The following is a 16,110-nucleotide window of genomic DNA, read 5'->3' as shown; positions in this document are numbered from 1 at the left end:
GTCGGGGGGAGGACGGCGGGGCGGGGGAGGACGGCGGGGCGGTGGGAGACGGCGGGGTGGGGGAACGGCTTGACGCGCCGCCGGTACGGCCGTACGGCCTATTTGCCGCCCACGCCCATCAGTCCGTTGATCAGCTGACGACGGGCGAAGAGATAGACCAGGAAGATCGGGACGATGGAGAGCACCACGGCGGTGAGCAGTGCCGGGGTGTCCACCCGGAACTCGCCCACGTAGTCGTACAGCCCCAGGGTCAGCAGCCGGTTGCTCTTGGACTGGGTGAGCAGCAGCGGGAAGAGGAAGCCGTTCCAGGCGTGCAGGGCCGACATCACCCCGACCGTGGAGATCCCGGACCGGGACAGCGGCACCACGAGCTGGAGCAGCACCCGGGTCGGGCTCGCGCCGTCCAGCGCCATCGACTCGTACAGCTCCTCGTCGATGTCGCGCATCGTGCCGACCAGGATCAGCACGCTGACCGGGAGGGAGAAGGCGGCCGTCGGCAGGATCACCGCGAGCAGGGTGTCGTACAGCTGGAGCTTGGTGATGACCAGATAGACCGGGATCACCACCGCCTGGGAGGGGATCGCAAGGCCCAGCAGGAAGATCTGGAAGATCCGGCGGGAGGCCCGGCTGCGGGCGCGGACGACGGTGTAGCCGACGGTCACCGACAGCGTGATCACGATCGCCGCGCATACGGCCGTGACCAGCGCGGTGTTGAGGAGGTAGGAGAGGAAGTCCGAGCGCAGCACCCGCCGGTAGTTGGCGAGCGTGGGGTGGTCGGGCAGGGCCAGCGGACCGTCGTCGATATAGCCGTCGCGGGTCTGGAAGGTGGCGGCCACCAGCACATACAGCGGCAGTCCGACGATGCCGAGCCAGATCAGGGAGCCGAGCCCGGCCGGATAGTTCGAGCGGGGCAGACCCCGGCGGCTGAGGCGGGGGCGAGGGGCCGCCGGGGTCTTCTTCGGCGTATGGACGCCGTTCGGGGGGTGGTTCTTGCGGTCGTGGAGGACGTCGGTCACATCCCCTCCCGGGTGCTGCGCATCGCGGCGAAACCGGTGAGCCGCACCAGCAGCAGCGAGACGGTGGTGGCGACGACGACGAGGATGGTGGCGACCGCGCTGGCATAGCCGAGGTCGAACGCCTGGAAGCCGTTCTTGTACATCAGATACGGCACGATCGTGGTGTCCGTGCCCGGTCCGCCCTTGGTGAGGATCAGGACGGTGTCGAAGAAGGTCAGCGCGCCCACCACCATGATCACCGACGAGGTGACGATGGTGTTGCGCAGCTGGGGCAGGGTGATCGAGAAGAACTGCCGTACGGTACCGGCGCCGTCGATCGCCGCCGCGTCGTAGAGCGAACGCGGGATGGCGCGGGCGCCGCCCTGGTAGATCAGCGTGTGCAGCGGGATGAACTGCCAGGCGGTGACGAAGAGGATCGCGCCGAAGGCGCCCTTGGAGTCACCGAGCAGATCGCCGTCCGCGAAGCCCAGGGCGGGCCCGATATCGGCGATCAGACCGAAGTTGGGGTCCAGCAGTGACTTCCAGACCAGCGCGAGCGCGACGGAGGAGCCCAGCAGCGGCAGGAAGAAGATCGCCGACAGCACGGCCCGGTTGCGCTGCCGCCCGGCCGCCCACACACCCAGCAGCAGTGCGAGCGGGGTCTGGAACACCCAGGTCAGCACGGTCAGCACCAGGCTGAGCCAGATGGCCTGATGGGTTTCCGGGTCGTCCCACAGCCGGGACCAGTTGCTCATCCCGGTCCAGCTCGGGGTGCCGATGCCGTCCCAGTCGGTGAAGGCGAGGGCGAGGACCAGGACCATGGGCGCCACGGCGAAGAAGACGAAGAACAGCGCCCCGGGCAGGGCCCAGACGACCCCGGGCCGGCCGACCGCCGCCCGGCCGACCCCGGCCCTGCCCCCGGCCGTGCCGCTCCGGCGGCCCTCGCCCTTGCCGCCCCGCTCGCTCCTGCCCTTGCCGACTCCGCCCGGACCTGCGCCCCGGCGCGGCTCACGCGCCGGGTGCCGGTCGTGCGTCGCGGCGTCCGCCATCACATGCCCCTCAGGGCGTCGATGAACCCGGCCGGGCTGAGCTGCCCGTTGAACAGCTTCTGCACGGCGGTATGCAGCGGCGGGGTGTACTTGGGGGGCAGCGCCTGGTCCCAGGAGAGCGTGAAGTCGGGGGCCTGCTTGACCAGGTCGTACTGGAACCGCGCGTACTCGGGGTTCTCATGCGCGGTGAGCAGCGAGGTGGCGTTGGAGGTGGTGGGGACGTCGCCGTTGGCGATCAGGTCCTTGGCGTAGTCCTGGTCCGCCGCGAACTTCACGAACTCCAGCGCGGCCTTCTGCTTGTCGCCCTCGACCTTGACATTGATCGACCAGTAGTTGGTCGGGTTGCCGACGACGCTCTTGGGGTCACCGCTGCCGCCGGGGGCCGCCGGGAAGGTGGTCCAGCCCAGCCCCGACTTGGCGAACGCGGGCTGGTTGGCCTTCTGGTTGGCGTACTCCCAGCTGCCCATCAGATGCATGGCCGCCTTGCCCTTGGCGAAGAGCGTGGAGGCCCCGTCGGCCGTGTAGTTGACCGACTTGTAGTTCTTGCCGAACGCGCCCCGGTCGACCAGGCTCTTGACGGTCTGCGCGGCCTTGAGCACCGCCGGGTCGTCCCACGCGGCCATGCCCTGGCTCTGGATCTTCCGGAACACCCCGGCGCCGCCGTGGCGGTCCACCAGGGACTCCACCCACATCAGCTCGGTCCAGGCATCGGTGCCGGCCAGCGCGAACGGGGTGACGCCCGCGCTCTTGAACGTGTCGATGAGCTTCAGCAGATCGTCCCAGGACTTCGGGGGCTCGGCCCCTGCGTCCTCGAAGACGTTCTTGTTGTAGAAGAGGATCACCGGCTGCATACCGCGCATGGGGATCCCGTAGTGCTTCCCGTCGATCGCGCCCGCGTCCAGGATCGTCGGGATGAACGCCTTCTTCAGCTCCGCGTCCTTGGCCATCGCCTGGTCGAGGTCGAGCAGCATGTCCTTCTTGACGAAGTCGTCGATGCTGCCGCCGCCCCAGTTGAAGAAGACATCCGGTGCGTTGGGCGTGCCCATGGAGGTGCGCATCTTGTCCGAATAGCCCTCGCCGGGCACCTGGGTGAGCTTCGCCTTGATGTCGGAGGTCTTGTTGAACCTCTCGACCACCTCGCGCTGCACCTTGGTCGAGGCGTCCTGGTAGACCCAGACGTCGAGGGAGTCGTCGTCCGATCCCCCGGGCCCGCCGCTTCCGCAGCCGGCGAGTGCCGTCCCGACCAGCAGCACGGCCGCAGCCAGGGTGGACGCACGAAGGGTGGACCTTGACCGAGGTAAGCGCATCGTGAGCCTTCCGGAAGTAGCCCGATAATTCTCGGAAGCGGTTTCGTGGAAGGTATGGGGGTGCTGAAGCGGTGTCAAGGGGCCCGACAACGACGCGCTTCTGTTCCCCACCCCACCCCTCCCCGAACGAGGGCTCCGCCCCCGGCCCCGCTGGGCTGTGTCCGGGCCCTGTTGGGCTGTGCCCTGGCCCTGCTGGGGCTGTGCTCGCCTGCTGTGGGGGTCGCGTTACCGGGTTCGGTCTTCCAGCTCTCCGAGCTACCGCTGGGATGTGCCCCTGGACGGGCTGGAAAATCCAGCCCGTCAGGGGGCACCTCCCAGCGGTAGCTGGGGGAGTTTGAGGACCGGGGTCCGGGGCGGAGCCCCGGTGGGGGCGGGGGCGGAGCCCCCGTTCGGGGAGGGGCGGGGTGGGGGATCAGCCCTCGGCGAGCGAAGTGGTGGGGGATCAGCCCTCGGTAGGCGGGGCCGTGCTGGCGCGGACAACCAGCTGCGTGGCCAATTCGACCCTCGGGGACTCGATCTCCTCCCCCCGCGCCTGCCGCAACACCGTACGAGCAGCCAACTTCCCCATATCCGCCAACGGCTGGCGAACCGTCGTCAGCGGCGGCGCCGACCAGCGGACCTCGGGCAGATCGTCGAAGCCGACAATGCTCACATCCTCCGGAACCCGCAGCCCCCGGCGGCGCAGCGCCTCGATCGCCCCCAGGGCCATCTGATCGCTGGAGGCGAAGATCGCGGTGGGCGGGGAGTCGCTGTCCATCAGCTGGTCGCAGCCGTGGAAACCGGACTCGTGGTAGAAGTCGCCCTGCGCCACCAGCGCAGGATCGAACGGCACGCCCGCCGCCTCGAGCGCCGCACGATGGCCGTCCAGCCGGGCCCGGCTGCACAGCAGCCGGGCCGGACCGGCGATCAGGCCGATCCGCCGGTGGCCGAGGCTCAGCAGATGTTCGGTGGCGGCCATGCCGCCCGCCCAGTTGGTGGCCCCGATGGTGGGCGCCTCCAGCGCGGGGGAGCCGGCCGGGTCGACGACCACGATCGGCACGTTCAACCGCCGCAGCTCCTCGTGGACCACCGGCTCCAGTACGGACGTCACCAGGATCACCCCGTCCGAGGCGCGGGCCCGCAGATTCTTCAGCCACTGCCGGGCCGAGCCCGCGCGGCCGTGGATCGCCGAGACCACCGTGCCCACCCCGTCCCGGTGCGCGATCTCCTCCACGCCCCGGATGATCTCCACCGCCCAGGGGCTGTCCAGATCGTTGAAGACCAGGTCCACCAGGGCGGCGCGGTCGCCGGGCGCGCTCTGGCGGCGGCGGTAGCCGTGGATCCGCAGCAGGTCCTCGACCCGGGCCCGGGTCTCGGGCGAGACATCCGAACGGCCGTTGACCACCCGGGAGACCGTGGGCACCGACACCCCGGCCTCCTGGGCGATGGCCGTGATCGTCACCTTGGGCCGGGTGCCGCCCTCGGTGCCCCTGCTCTCCGTAGCCATTTCCGCCTCCTCCATTGACGGGAACCATCCCCGCCTCTGACTTTCCGGGGGCGCGCCCTCGGAACCTTGCAGAAGTCTTCCGGAAAACCGGATCAGACGTGAAGAGACGAGAGAGGGACGTCCCCATGAAGGTCCTGAGCTTACGCAGCGCCGCGCGGCGCCGAAGCCTCGGCCGGGGCTGGCGAGGGGCTGGGGAGGGGCTGGGGAGGGGGATCCAGGAGCGGGGCTCGAGCGCGAGGTGGAAGCGGGGGCTCAGACGACGGGCGCCGGCGCCGACACCGCCGGGCGCGTACGCGTGGCATACGCCTGGACGCCGACCGTCTCGTCGTCCAGACACCGCCCCGTCTCCAGGTCGAAGCGCTGCTTCAGCAGCGGCGAGGCGACGAACGGCCGCCCGTCCGCCGAGCCCAGCAGCCCCCGGGAGAGGACATACGCCCCGCTGAACGGGTCGCGGTTGCCGATCGCGTACGCGCGTCCCGAGCGGTCCAGGAAGACCGCCACCTGGGCGCCGTCCGGCAGCAGGGCGGCCACCCCGCGCCCGGGGGTGAGGTCGGTCAGCTCACAGATGGCGAACCACCGCTGGTCGACGAGGAGTTCCACGCGGACCGCGGTCCGCTCGGCTCCGGGTGCCAAGGTCATCGGCTGGCAGTCCCTTCGAGAGTACGGACGGGGATGGTGGGGCCGGACAGGACCGTCAGATCCGGCTTGACCTGGTCGCGCTCGGGCACGAACCGCACCATCGGGTCCGGTGCCTCCGGCGCGTTGACGAAGGAGACGAAGCGCCGCAGCCGCTCCGGATCGCCCAGGGTCTCGGCCCACTCGTCGCGGTAGCCGGCCACATGGTCGGCCATCAGCGCCTCCAACTCGGCGCACAGCCCCAGCGAGTCCTCGACCACCACATCGCGTACGTGGTCAAGACCGCCCTCGATCCGCTCCAGCCAGGCCGAGGTGCGCTCCAGACGGTCCGCGGTGCGGATGTAGAACATCAGGAACCGGTCGATGAGCCGGATCAGCTCCTTGTCGTCCAGGTCCTGGGCGAGCAGATCGGCGTGGCGCGGGTCCGCCCCGCCGTTGCCGCCCACGTACAGATTCCAGCCGTTGGACGTGGCGATCACGCCGAAGTCCTTGCCGCGCGCCTCCGCGCATTCGCGGGCGCACCCCGAGACGGCCGACTTCAGCTTGTGCGGTGAGCGCAGCCCCCGGTAGCGCAGCTCCAGGTCGATGGCCATCCGGACCGAGTCCTGCACCCCGTAGCGGCACCAGGTCTGCCCCACGCACGACTTCACGGTGCGCAGCGCCTTGCCGTAGGCGTGGCCCGACTCGAATCCGGCGTCCACCAGCCGCGCCCAGATCAGCGGGAGCTGGTCCACCCGGGCGCCGAAGAGGTCGATCCGCTGACCGCCGGTGATCTTCGTATAGAGCCCGAAGTCCCGGGCCACCTCGCCGATCACGATCAGCTTCTCCGGGGTGATCTCCCCGCCGGGGATCCGGGGCACGATCGAATACGACCCGTTGCGCTGGAGGTTCGCCAGGAAGTGATCGTTGGTGTCCTGGAGCGCGGCCTGCTCGCCGTCCAGGACATAGCCGCTCGCGCCCAGCGTCGGGGCCAGCGAGGCGATGATCGAGGCCACGGCGGGTTTGCACACCTCACAGCCCTCGCCCTGGCGGGCCTCCGCCCGGCCGTGGCTGTCCAGCAGCCGTGCGTAGGTGGTGATGCGCAGGGTGCGGACGATCTCGTACAGCTCGGCGCGGGTGTACCCGAAGCAGCCGCACAGCCCCTTGTCGACGCTGACGCCGCTCGCCTCCAGCTCGTCGTTGACCAGCGAGGTGAGCGTCTTGACGCAACTGCCGCAGCCCGTGCCCGCCTTGGTGCACTTCTTCACCTCGGGGACGGTGGCGCAGTGGTGGTCGGTGACGGCTGAACGGATCGCGCCCTTGGTGACGTTGTGGCAGTTGCAGATGATCGCCTCGTCCGGGAGCGCCGACGGGCCGAGGGCGGCGGGCGCGCCCAGCCCCGCCGGCAGCACGAGCTGTTCGGGGGCGACGGGCGGCACCGAGCCGGTGAGCGGCCGCAGCATGCCGTACGACTCGGCGTCGCCGACCAGCACCCCGCCGAGGAGGGCGCCGTCGGCGCCGACCACCAGCTTCTTGTAGACGCCCGCGCGGGAGTCGGAGTAGACGACGTCGAGGCAGCCGTCGGCGGTGCCGTGGGCATCGCCGAAGCTGGCCACGTCCACGCCGAGGAGTTTGAGCTTGGTGGAGGTGTCGGCGCCGGTGAAGTGTTTGGGCGCTTCCGTGGTCCCGGTGGTCCCGGTGGTCTCGGTGGCCTGGGGGGCGATTGTGCCGGCCGCGACCTCGGCCATCTCATAGCCGGGTGCGACCAGCCCGTACACCCGGCCATCGGCGGCCAGCGCGCATTCGCCGATCGCGTACACCGCCGGATCGCTGGTGCGGCAGCGCTCGTCCACAGCGATCCCACCGCGCTCGCCGACCTCCAGACCGCAGTCGCGGGCCAGCTGATCGCGGGGGCGCACGCCCGCCGAGAAGATGACGAGGTCGGTGTCGATGGACGAGCCGTCGGACAGCGTCATGGCGGTGACCGCGCCGTCGCCGTCCGCGGTGATCTCCTTACCGCCGACGCCGGTGTGCACGATCAGGCCCATGTCCTCGACCGTGCGGCGCAGGGCCGTGCCGCCGCCCTCGTCCACCTGGATGGCCATGAGCCGTGGGTTGAACTCCACGATGTGGGTGGTCAGCCCGAGCCCCTTGAGCGCTCCGGCGGCCTCCAGACCGAGCAGTCCGCCGCCGACGACGACGCCGGACGCGCAGTTCTTGGCGTACTCCTCGATCGTGAGCAGATCCTCGATGGTGCGGTAGACGAAGCAGCCGTCGCTGTCGCGGCCGGGGACGGGCGGGACGAACGGGTACGAGCCGGTGGCCAGCACGAGCGTGTCGTAGGCGACGGTCAGCCCGGAGCGGGCGGTCACGGTGCGGGCGGCGCGGTCGATGGACTCGGCCGGGTCGCCCAGGTGCAGCTCGATGCCGTGCCGGGCCATGAAGCCGTCCTCGACGAGGGAGAGTTCATCCGGGGTGCGGCCGGAGAAGTACGAGGTGAGCCGGACGCGGTCGTAGGCGGGGCGGGGCTCCTCGCAGAGCACGACGACGCGGGCGGTCTCGGTGACCCTCCGCTCGGCCAGCGCTTCGAGGAACCGCTGGCCGACCATGCCGTGGCCGACCAGCACGATGGTGGCGACGGCCTCGGTGACGTTCTCGGCGGCGATTTCGTGCTTTGGTGCGCTCGGTGCACTTGGGGTGCTCGGTGCGCTCGGTGCGCTCATCGTCAGGAGCCTCCATCGTTGGTCAGCAGGTGGAGCAAGGGGGTGGCGGGGAGCGGCTCATCGCCCTCCCAGGTCCGGGCGAGCGCGCCGACGGTGCCGAGATCGCCGAGAAGAATGCCGCCGAGAAGGCGGTCCCCGCGGACCACGACTTTGCGGTACGTGTTGCGCGTGGCGTCCGTGAGGTGAATGACGTCGTCGCCGGGGGCGGGGATGGGATTGCCGAAGGCGGCGAGGTCGAGGGGGCCGGGGGCGGAATGCGCTTCCGCGGCCGCGGTGGTGACGGCGAGGGTTGGGCTGCCGGGCACTGCGGTGAGCGTGAGACGGGTGAGGGCGCGGGTGCCGGTGTAACGGGCTGAGGTCTCGTTGCCGGGTGCGGGGTCTGAGTGCCGGGTTGAGCTTTCGTTGCCGGGTGCGGCCCGGTGGCCGGTTTGTGCCCACCCGTTCCGCCCCGCGGAACGATTGCCCACAAACCGGTCTGCGTCAGCGGCCCCCGGGACGGAGCCCTGGCGGGGTTCGGCACCCCAGCCGCCCCGGGACCCAGGGGCGGGGCCCCGGTGGGAGGCTGGGGCGGTGGCCTGGTGTGGCTCGGGGGTGACGCCCTGATGGGACGCGAGGGCGGAACACTGGTGGGCGTTGGGAGCGCAGCCCTGGCAGGGCTCGAAGGCGGTGCCTCGGTGCGGGCCGGGGTCCCGGTGGGCTTCATGGGCGGAGCCCGGATGGGGCCCAGGGGCCGAGCCGCGGCAGGGAGTTGGGGCGGAGCCCGGAAGGGGTTCCTGGGCGGAGCCCTGGTGGGTGTCGGGGGTGGAGTCCTGGCAGGGGTTGGGGGCGGTGCCTCGGCGAGGGTCGGGGGCGGGGTCCCGAAGGGCGTCGTGGGCGGGGATCACGCGGGGGCTAGGGGCGGAGTCCCGGTTAGCGTCAGCGGCGGAGCCCGGACGGGGCCCAGGGGCAGGGTGCCGGGCGTCAGCGGCGGAGCTCGGAGGGGGGCCAGAGGCGGAGATCTGGTCGGCTTCACGGGCGGGGCCCGGACGGGGGTTGGGGGCGGAGCCCCTGTGGGGGGCCGGGGGGCGTAGCCACCCGGTTTCGGGGAGGGGCGGGGTGGGGGAGAGGACCCGCGCCAGCACGTCCGCCTGCTCTTGCGCCGCCCCCGCCAAGCCGTACACGACCCCCGCGTGCTCCGCGCAGTCGCCAATCGCGAACACCCGCGGGTCACTCGTCCGCAGCTCGTCGTCGATGACGATCCCGCGCGCCACCTCGAGCCCGGCCGCCCGCGCCAGCCCCACCCGTGGCCGGACCCCGCACGCCAGCACGACCAAGTCCGCCTCCAGGGCGTAGCCGTCGGCCAGTTCGACGGCGCTCACCGCACGCGCCGCACGCCCCCCGCCGTCCCCGCGGTCCCGGCTGCCGTCGCTGCCCCTGCCGTCCCGGCCGTCTCCGCTGCCCCTGCCGTCTCCGCCGTCTCCGCCGTCCGCGGTGTCCCCGGCGTCCGCGGCGTCCGCGGCGTGGGTGCGTAGGCCGCGGACCCGGCACTCGGTGTGGGTTTCCACGCCCAGCGCCGCCATATGCCGTCGCAGCAGCCGTGAGGCGTCCGGGTCCAGCTGGCGTTCCATCAGGTGTTCGCCCTGGTGCGCCAGGACCACCTGGGCGCCGCGCTGGGCCAGTGCGCGGGCGGCGGAGACGCCGAGGAGGCCGCCGCCGATGACGACGGCACGGGCGCCGGGGCGTACGGCCGCGTCGAGGGCCAGGCAGTCGTCCATGGTGCGGAAGGCGTGGACGCCGTCCGGCAGGTCGTGGCCATCCGGTTCGAACAGGCCGCGCAGCGGCGGCAGTACCGGGTTGGAGCCGGTGGCCAGCACCAGAGCGTCGTACGGTACGCGGCGGCCGTCGTCGCACAGCACCTCCGCCGTGGGGCGGTCGACGCGGACCACCCGTACCCCGCCGAGCCGCCGTACCCCGGCGGCGGGGGTGGGGAGGGCGATGACCTCGGGGGCGTATCGCCCGGCGAGGACCTCGGCGAGGAGCACCCGGTTGTACGCGGGGTGCTGCTCCTCGCCGATGATCGTGACCTCGACGGCGCCCGAGCCCGCGCCCGAGCCAGAGTCCGACCCAGCGCCCGGGCCCGACCCCGGCCCCATCACCCGTCCAGCCAGTTGCTGTGCCAGCCGGGTGCCTGCCAGTCCGCCGCCGACTATCACCACCCGGCGGCGGGGCGGGCTCATCGGCTCCCTGTACGACTCCATGCCAGGAAGCGTGCGGGGCGCCTGTTACCCGATCGCATCACCTCCGTTTCCCGGAGGCAACGCTGCCCTCAGCGCATCCCCTCAGCCGCTGTGAGCCACCCCGGGGCGGGACCCCAGCCGGATGGGGAGCCGTTGCGGGCTGTTGCCGACGAAGCTGGGGTGCGGGACCAGCTCCTCGTCCGGGACCGCGAGGTCCAGGCCGGGGAAGCGGGTGAAGAGGGCTTCGAGGGCGATCACGGCCTCCATCCGGGCCAGCGGGGCGCCCAGGCAGAAGTGGGCGCCGTGGCCGAAGGACAGATGGCGGGCGCTCCGGGTGATGTCGAAGCGGTCGGCGTCCGGGCCGTAGGCCCGCTCGTCGCGCCCGGCGGCGGTGTACGAGACGAGCACGGGCGTGCCCTTGGGGATGACCGCGTCCCCGACCGGCAGGTCCTTCGTGGGGTAGCGGAATGGGAAGTAGCTCACCGGGCCGTCGTACCGCAGCGTCTCCTCGACCGCGTCCCCCCAGGTCGCGGCGCCGGAGCGGATCAGCTCGAGCTGGTCGCGGTGGTTGCACAGCGCCCGTACCGCGTTGGTGATCAGGTTGAGCGTGGTCTCGTGCCCGGCGATGATCGTCAGCATCAGGGTGCCGATCAGCTCCTCCTCGCTGAGCCGGTCGCCGGTCTCCGCCCCGTCGCGGACGTCCCGCGCCGCGATCAGCGCGCTGGTGAGGTCGTCCCCGGGGTCCTTGAGCCGGGCGGCGGCCACCTGGCCGAGGACCGCCACCATCTCGCGGTTGGCGGCCGGGACCCGCTCCGGTGCGGTCTGGGTGGAGACGATCTCGTTGGACAGCTCGTGCAGCCGGTCCTGGTGCACGTCGTCGACGCCCAGGAGCCGGCAGATCACGCTCATCGGCAGCGGCAGCGCGAAGTGGCGGCGCAGGTCGGCCACCCCGTCCGGATCCGCGGCGGCGGCTCCGGCCAGCCGGTCCAGCAGGGTGGCGGTGAGCTCGTGGACGACCGGGCGCAGCGCCTCCACCCGGCGCGGGGTGAACGCCCGGGTCACCAGGGACCGCAGCCGCTTGTGGTCCTCGCCATCCGCGGTGATCATGCCCCGGACCGTGGCGAAGGTCCGCATCGGCCAGCCGGGCGGGAGCTCGTCGTTCTGCAAGGCGGCGAAGTGGCAGGCGTTCTTGGCCACGTCGGGGTGGGTGACGAAGTCCTTCAGCTCCTCGTGCCGGGTGATGGCGTACGCGGGTACGTCACCGGGCAGCAGGACCGGGACCGCGGCTCCGCGGGCGCGCAGCTCTTCGTTGACCGCGTGCTGGCGCGCCCCGGAGGCGTCCAGACGGTGCGGTGCGGCGGGGTCGGCGTGCGACACGGGGCAGCGGCCTTCGGTCATCTGCGGTCTCCTGCGGGGGAGTCGGGGGCGGGCCGTTCGGTCGGAGGGCGGGCCGGTCAGCCGGGAGCGCGGGCTGGTCAGCCGGAGGGCGCGGCCGGTGAGCCGGGAGCCGGAGCCGGAGCCGGAGCCGACGCCGGAGCCGGGGCCGAAGCCGAAGCCGGGGCCGAAGCCGCGGCGTCGGCGGCGAGCTGCGGCGCGGAGAACCGCACGGGCAGCTTGGCCAGGCCCTTGGACCAGGGCGAGGTGATCCACGGAAGCAGTTCCTCCGGTACCGCGATCTCCATATCGGGCAGCCGGTGGCGCAGGGTGTCCACGGCGGTGCGCGTGATCAACCGGGCCGGGTCGCGCGCCGGGCAGCTGTGCGGGCCCGCGCCGAAGGCGAGGTAGGAGCGGTTGCCGACGACCGGACGCCCGTCCTCGGGCAGCACCTCCGGGTCGGCGCTGGCGCCCGCGAGGCCGAGGATGAGCATGTCCCCGGCGCGGATGTCCTGGCCGCCGAAGCGCAGATCGCGGGTGGCGTAGCGGCCGGGGAAGTTCTGGGTGGGCGGCTGCCGCCACAGCACCAGGTCCAGGGCGTCGTCCACGGTGAGGTGGCCACGGGACAGGGAGGAGCGGAACGCGGGGTCGGTGAGCAGGATCTGGAGGGTGGAGGCGATCCAGTTCACGGTGGTGTTGTTTCCGGCGACGATGATCACCACGAGGTTGTGCAGCACCTCCTCGTCGCTGAGCCCGGCGGGGTGCTCCAGCAGCCAGGACGTCAGATCCGCGCCCGGCCGCCGCTTCTTCGTGGCGATCAGCTCCAGCAGGATCTGGCCCATCCGCTTGTTGGCGCCGGTGGCGGCCACGGTCGGGGCGACGATCGTGGTGAGCGTCTCGACCAGCTCGGCCCCGTTCTCCTCGTCCAGCCCCAGCAGTTCGGTGACGACCTGGAGCGGCAGGATACGCGCGTAGCTCTCCACGAGGTCCGCCGCGTGCCGGTCGGCGAACCCGGCGACCAGCCGCTCCGCGGTGGCCCGCACCGTACGGATCAGCTCATGGCCGTCCACCCGCGCCAGCGCGTCGGCCACCGCCGAGCGCATCCGGCGGTGCGCCGCACCGTCGGCGAACAGCAGCGCCGGACGCCAGCCCACCAGCGGCATCAGCGGTGAATCGGCCGCCACCCGGCCCTGGCGCAGCGGGGACCAGCGGCGCGGGTCATGGGAGAAGTACTGTTCGTCGCGGGTGAGATGGAGCAGTTCGCGGTGGCCGATGACCAGCCATGCCTCGACCCGGGGCGCGATCTCCACCGGGACCACCGGACCGTGGTCGCGCCGCATCCGCTCGTAGAGCTCGTTCAGCGGACCGTCGAGCGCGGTCCCGTACAGCGGCACCCGCGAGGCGGCCCGGGCGGTCACGACGCCTCCGTGAGCGTTTCGATCAGATGTGAGACCAGTGAGATCAGCGCCTTGACCGAGGACTGGTGCTCACGGGCGTCACAGATGACCAGCGGGGTGTGCGGGAGCAGATCGAGCGCGGAGCGCAGATCGTCCTCGCTGTGCGGTTTGCTGTCCGGGAAGGCGTTGACCGCGACGGAGAACGGCACATCCAGGTCCTCCAGATGCCCGATCGCGTCGAAGGACGCCTCCAGATCGCGGGTGTCGACCAGCGCGAGCGCGCCCAGCGCACCGCGCGCCAGGTCCTTCCAGGCGGGCAGGAACCGCTGCTGGCCGGGGGTGCCGAAGAGGTACAGCACCAGCTCGCCGCCCAGGGTGATCCGCCCGAAGTCCAGTGCGACGGTGGTCGTGGTCTTCGACGGCCGCACCTTGGTGTCGAGCCGGGCCCCGGCCTGGCTCATCGTCGCCTCGGTGGAGAGCGGCTTGATCTCCGACACCGTGCCGATCAGCGTGGTCTTGCCGACGCCCATCGGGCCGACCACGAGGATCTTGGCCGCCCCGGCCACGCTGGACTGCACGTACATGACGGGTGTGTCGTCCATGTCATCCATGTCGTCCGTATCGCCCGTCTCGTCCGTCTTGCCTGTCTCGTTGGTGTGGTCCATGCGGGTCGTGCGGTCGGGGTGGCCCGGCCGGGCCGTGTGATCCATGTTCGTCGTTGTGCCGTCCGTACCGGCCATCGAGATCTCAGAGCTTGCTCTCAAGCCCATCGAGCACCTTCCTCAGCAAGTCCAAATCGGCACGTTTTCGCTTGACCACCCGGATGGGCGGACGCGCCACGATGTGCCCCCAGTCGATGAGATCCGCGAGCAGCACCTGCACCACTGCCGGGGCCTGACCGAGATGGGCGGCGACCTCCGCCACCGACAGCAGCCCCTGGCAGAAGTCGGCGATCCGCCGGTACTCGGGCTGAAGATGTGGAGGCAGCGCGTTTCCGGACGCCATGACGAGCGTTTCCAGCGGCAGCGCTTCCCGTGAGGAACCGGCCCGCCCCCGTGTGATCACGTAAGGGCGTACCGCGGCCGTGGTGCGTTCCTCGCCGGGAAAGCTCATGACGTCGGGTGGCCCTCCCGTGGCTGGCTGCTCAGATGGGCACCGATCTTCGCGACCAGTAACTGCATCTGCTGGGCCACCAGACCGACATCCGCGTCCGTATCGGTGGCCACTCCCAGCGAGGCGCCCTGACCGGCCGAGGTGAGCAGTACGAACCCGCTGTCGGACTCGATCATCAGCTGTCGCACCCCCGCGTCGTCGCCGAACAGCAGCGACACGGTGGACTGGCTGGTCACCGTCAGCGCGGCACACGCGGCGGCCAGCGACTCCGCCTCGTCCACGCCGATCCGGGACACCTCGCCGGTCAGCCCCTCTGCGGAGTCATGGCCCATGCGCAGGCCGTCCTCCGAGACGACGACGGCATGCCGCACCCCGGGAATCCCGGTCAGCGGACGCAGCATCCACCCAACGTCGGGCAGCCTGGATATGGTTCCGGCCACTACCAGCCTCCTTCTCGGTCTTCTCGGTCCGGACTCGGTTCATCCCCGAGCGGTACGGCCCGCGTCTCCGCCTCCTCCGCCTCCGCCCGTCCGCGGCGGGTTCCGGAGACGACGCTGGTGATGGAGGCGCGGGCGGCCTCGGGTGTCCAGGGGGCCACGACCGGCGCGGTGGGCGCGGCGCCGGAAGCGGTGGCCGCGTCGGCCGGGGCGGTGCCGGTGGCCGGACGGCGGCGGTTGCGGCGCCGGGGCAGTCCGCCGCCCAGCGGCGCGGGGACGCCGGGCGCGTCGGGCACGGACACACCGTTCAGCGGGCCGCCCCCGGCGGGGCCCGAGGCGGCCGGGCCGAGACCGGCGCCGCCCGCGTCCTGGTTCACCTTGCCGACGACCACGGGCTCCACGACCACCGGCTTGTGGTCCGCCGCCCTGACGGCGCCCGCCGGCTCGGTCAGCAGCCGGTGCGGTACGAAGACCACCACCCGCGTACCGCCGTACGCCGACGCCGTGGACAGCTCCACGCCGAAGCCCAGCTCCCGCGACCAGCGCCCCACACAGGCGAGTCCCAGCCGTGGCACCGCGCCCAGCTGGGCCAGGTCGAGACCGTCCCGCAGCTGGCCCGCGGCCTTCTCCAGCACATCCGGCGGCATCCCGAGCCCCGCGTCGTCGATCTCGATGACCGCGCCCGCCGCGACCTCGCGGACGGCGACCGCGACCTGGGTGCGGGAGGGGGAGAACACCGTGGCGTTCTCCAGGAGTTCGGCCACCGCGTGCATCAGGCCCTCCACGGCGGGGGCGACCGCGTAGAGGTTCTGCCCGCCGTGGACGTCCACCCGGCCGAACTCCACGATGCGCGACTGCGCGCCCCGCACACAGTCGAAGAGCGACACCGGCCGGGTCTCCCGCCGCGCGGGCCAGATCCCGCACATCACCAGCAGCGTCTGCGCCTTACGGGTCATCTGGGCGGCGGCGTGGTCCGCCTTCATCACCTCGCCCATCAGCCGCGCGTCCTCGACATGCTGCTCGAGGCCGTCGAGGACCTGCTGCTGGACCATCGACATGGCGTGCATATTGCGGGCCACGGACTCGAACGACGCCTGGACGGAGTCGCGCAGGATCCGCTCCCGGCGCGCCGCCTCGTCCAGCTCGGACCGTACGGCGGCCAGCCGCTTGACCTCTTCGCCGCGCTCGGCCGCCAGCGTCCGCTCTTGTGCGGCATTGGCCCGTTCCCGTGCGGAAACGGCTCGTTCTCGCTCGGTCGCCCTACGCGCGTCCTGGAGCGCGCGGCGCAGTCTGACCACCCAGGTGAGGAACAGGGCGAACACCAGTACCAGCACCGCGGACGCGGCCAGGATGACGGCCCCGGTCCCCGACAGCACCTTTGACACCTCCATCTGGGAC

At 71.8% G+C, this 16,110-nt stretch carries 13 protein-coding genes; all 13 read right to left on the bottom strand.

The features are described from left to right. Positions 1-98: 98 nt before the first annotated feature. Entirely contained in the window at positions 99-1,016 is a 918-nt protein-coding gene (locus AB0E24_RS15480) for a carbohydrate ABC transporter permease (protein WP_069866066.1), read from the bottom strand. Next, positions 1,013-2,044, bottom strand: a complete 1,032-nt coding sequence (locus AB0E24_RS15475; protein WP_069866068.1) for a carbohydrate ABC transporter permease — start codon at positions 2,042-2,044, stop codon at positions 1,013-1,015. The genes AB0E24_RS15480 and AB0E24_RS15475 overlap by 4 nt, the downstream gene beginning before the upstream one ends. Continuing rightward, on the bottom strand, positions 2,044-3,351 hold the full coding sequence (locus tag AB0E24_RS15470) for an ABC transporter substrate-binding protein (protein ID WP_359377356.1): 1,308 nt from the start codon (positions 3,349-3,351) through the stop codon (positions 2,044-2,046). The genes AB0E24_RS15475 and AB0E24_RS15470 overlap by 1 nt, the downstream gene beginning before the upstream one ends. Positions 3,352-3,793: 442 nt before the next feature. After that, entirely contained in the window at positions 3,794-4,837 is a 1,044-nt protein-coding gene (locus AB0E24_RS15465; protein ID WP_099013669.1) for a LacI family DNA-binding transcriptional regulator, read from the bottom strand. A gap of 252 nt (positions 4,838-5,089) precedes the next feature. After that, positions 5,090-5,476 (bottom strand): nitrite reductase small subunit NirD, encoded by a 387-nt coding sequence (gene nirD, locus AB0E24_RS15460; RefSeq protein ID WP_359149708.1) that lies wholly within the window; start codon positions 5,474-5,476, stop codon positions 5,090-5,092. Further along, on the bottom strand, positions 5,473-8,061 hold the full coding sequence (nirB, locus tag AB0E24_RS15455; RefSeq protein ID WP_359377595.1) for a nitrite reductase large subunit NirB: 2,589 nt from the start codon (positions 8,059-8,061) through the stop codon (positions 5,473-5,475). The genes nirD and nirB overlap by 4 nt, the downstream gene beginning before the upstream one ends. Positions 8,062-8,177: 116 nt before the next feature. Further along, complete coding sequence (locus AB0E24_RS45995; RefSeq protein ID WP_435865284.1) at positions 8,178-10,412, bottom strand: NAD(P)/FAD-dependent oxidoreductase; 2,235 nt, start codon at positions 10,410-10,412, stop codon at positions 8,178-8,180. A gap of 81 nt (positions 10,413-10,493) precedes the next feature. After that, positions 10,494-11,789, bottom strand: a complete 1,296-nt coding sequence (locus AB0E24_RS15440) for a cytochrome P450 family protein (protein ID WP_079257538.1) — start codon at positions 11,787-11,789, stop codon at positions 10,494-10,496. Positions 11,790-11,866: 77 nt separating this feature from the next. Then, positions 11,867-13,183, bottom strand: coding sequence for a cytochrome P450 (locus tag AB0E24_RS15435; protein ID WP_359377353.1), 1,317 nt, complete (start codon positions 13,181-13,183; stop codon positions 11,867-11,869). Then, the gene (locus AB0E24_RS15430) at positions 13,180-13,926 is read right to left on the bottom strand and encodes a GTP-binding protein (protein WP_231981471.1); all 747 of its coding nucleotides are present in this window, start codon (positions 13,924-13,926) and stop codon (positions 13,180-13,182) included. The genes AB0E24_RS15435 and AB0E24_RS15430 overlap by 4 nt, the downstream gene beginning before the upstream one ends. Further along, positions 13,910-14,275 (bottom strand): DUF742 domain-containing protein, encoded by a 366-nt coding sequence (locus AB0E24_RS15425; protein ID WP_069866082.1) that lies wholly within the window; start codon positions 14,273-14,275, stop codon positions 13,910-13,912. The genes AB0E24_RS15430 and AB0E24_RS15425 overlap by 17 nt, the downstream gene beginning before the upstream one ends. Further along, the gene (locus AB0E24_RS15420) at positions 14,272-14,715 is read right to left on the bottom strand and encodes a roadblock/LC7 domain-containing protein (RefSeq protein ID WP_069866084.1); all 444 of its coding nucleotides are present in this window, start codon (positions 14,713-14,715) and stop codon (positions 14,272-14,274) included. Before AB0E24_RS15420 ends, AB0E24_RS15425 begins: the two co-directional genes overlap by 4 nt. Then, positions 14,715-16,088 (bottom strand): ATP-binding protein, encoded by a 1,374-nt coding sequence (locus AB0E24_RS15415; RefSeq protein ID WP_147968486.1) that lies wholly within the window; start codon positions 16,086-16,088, stop codon positions 14,715-14,717. The genes AB0E24_RS15420 and AB0E24_RS15415 overlap by 1 nt, the downstream gene beginning before the upstream one ends. Between the last annotated feature and the right edge of the window lie 22 nt (positions 16,089-16,110).

Origin of the sequence: Streptomyces malaysiensis subsp. malaysiensis, assembly GCF_040653035.1 — a bacterium.
GTDB classification, from domain to species: Bacteria; Actinomycetota; Actinomycetes; order Streptomycetales; family Streptomycetaceae; genus Streptomyces; species Streptomyces malaysiensis.
The sequence above is the reverse complement of the archived record's forward strand: the minus strand, read 5'-3'. Positions and strand labels throughout refer to the sequence as shown.

What these genes read in the sequence shown, in the direction of transcription:
- AB0E24_RS15475 (WP_069866068.1), bottom strand. Translation starts at nt 2,044, where the DNA reads ATGGCGGACGCCGCGACGCACGACCGGCACCCGGCGCGTGAGCCGCGC.
- AB0E24_RS15470 (WP_359377356.1), bottom strand. Translation starts at nt 3,351, where the DNA reads ATGCGCTTACCTCGGTCAAGGTCCACCCTTCGTGCGTCCACCCTGGCT.
- AB0E24_RS15465 (WP_099013669.1), bottom strand. Translation starts at nt 4,837, where the DNA reads ATGGCTACGGAGAGCAGGGGCACCGAGGGCGGCACCCGGCCCAAGGTG.
- nirD (WP_359149708.1), bottom strand. Translation starts at nt 5,476, where the DNA reads ATGACCTTGGCACCCGGAGCCGAGCGGACCGCGGTCCGCGTGGAACTC.
- nirB (WP_359377595.1), bottom strand. Translation starts at nt 8,061, where the DNA reads ATGGTCGGCCAGCGGTTCCTCGAAGCGCTGGCCGAGCGGAGGGTCACC.
- AB0E24_RS45995 (WP_435865284.1), bottom strand. Translation starts at nt 10,412, where the DNA reads ATGGAGTCGTACAGGGAGCCGATGAGCCCGCCCCGCCGCCGGGTGGTG.
- AB0E24_RS15440 (WP_079257538.1), bottom strand. Translation starts at nt 11,789, where the DNA reads ATGACCGAAGGCCGCTGCCCCGTGTCGCACGCCGACCCCGCCGCACCG.
- AB0E24_RS15425 (WP_069866082.1), bottom strand. Translation starts at nt 14,275, where the DNA reads ATGAGCTTTCCCGGCGAGGAACGCACCACGGCCGCGGTACGCCCTTAC.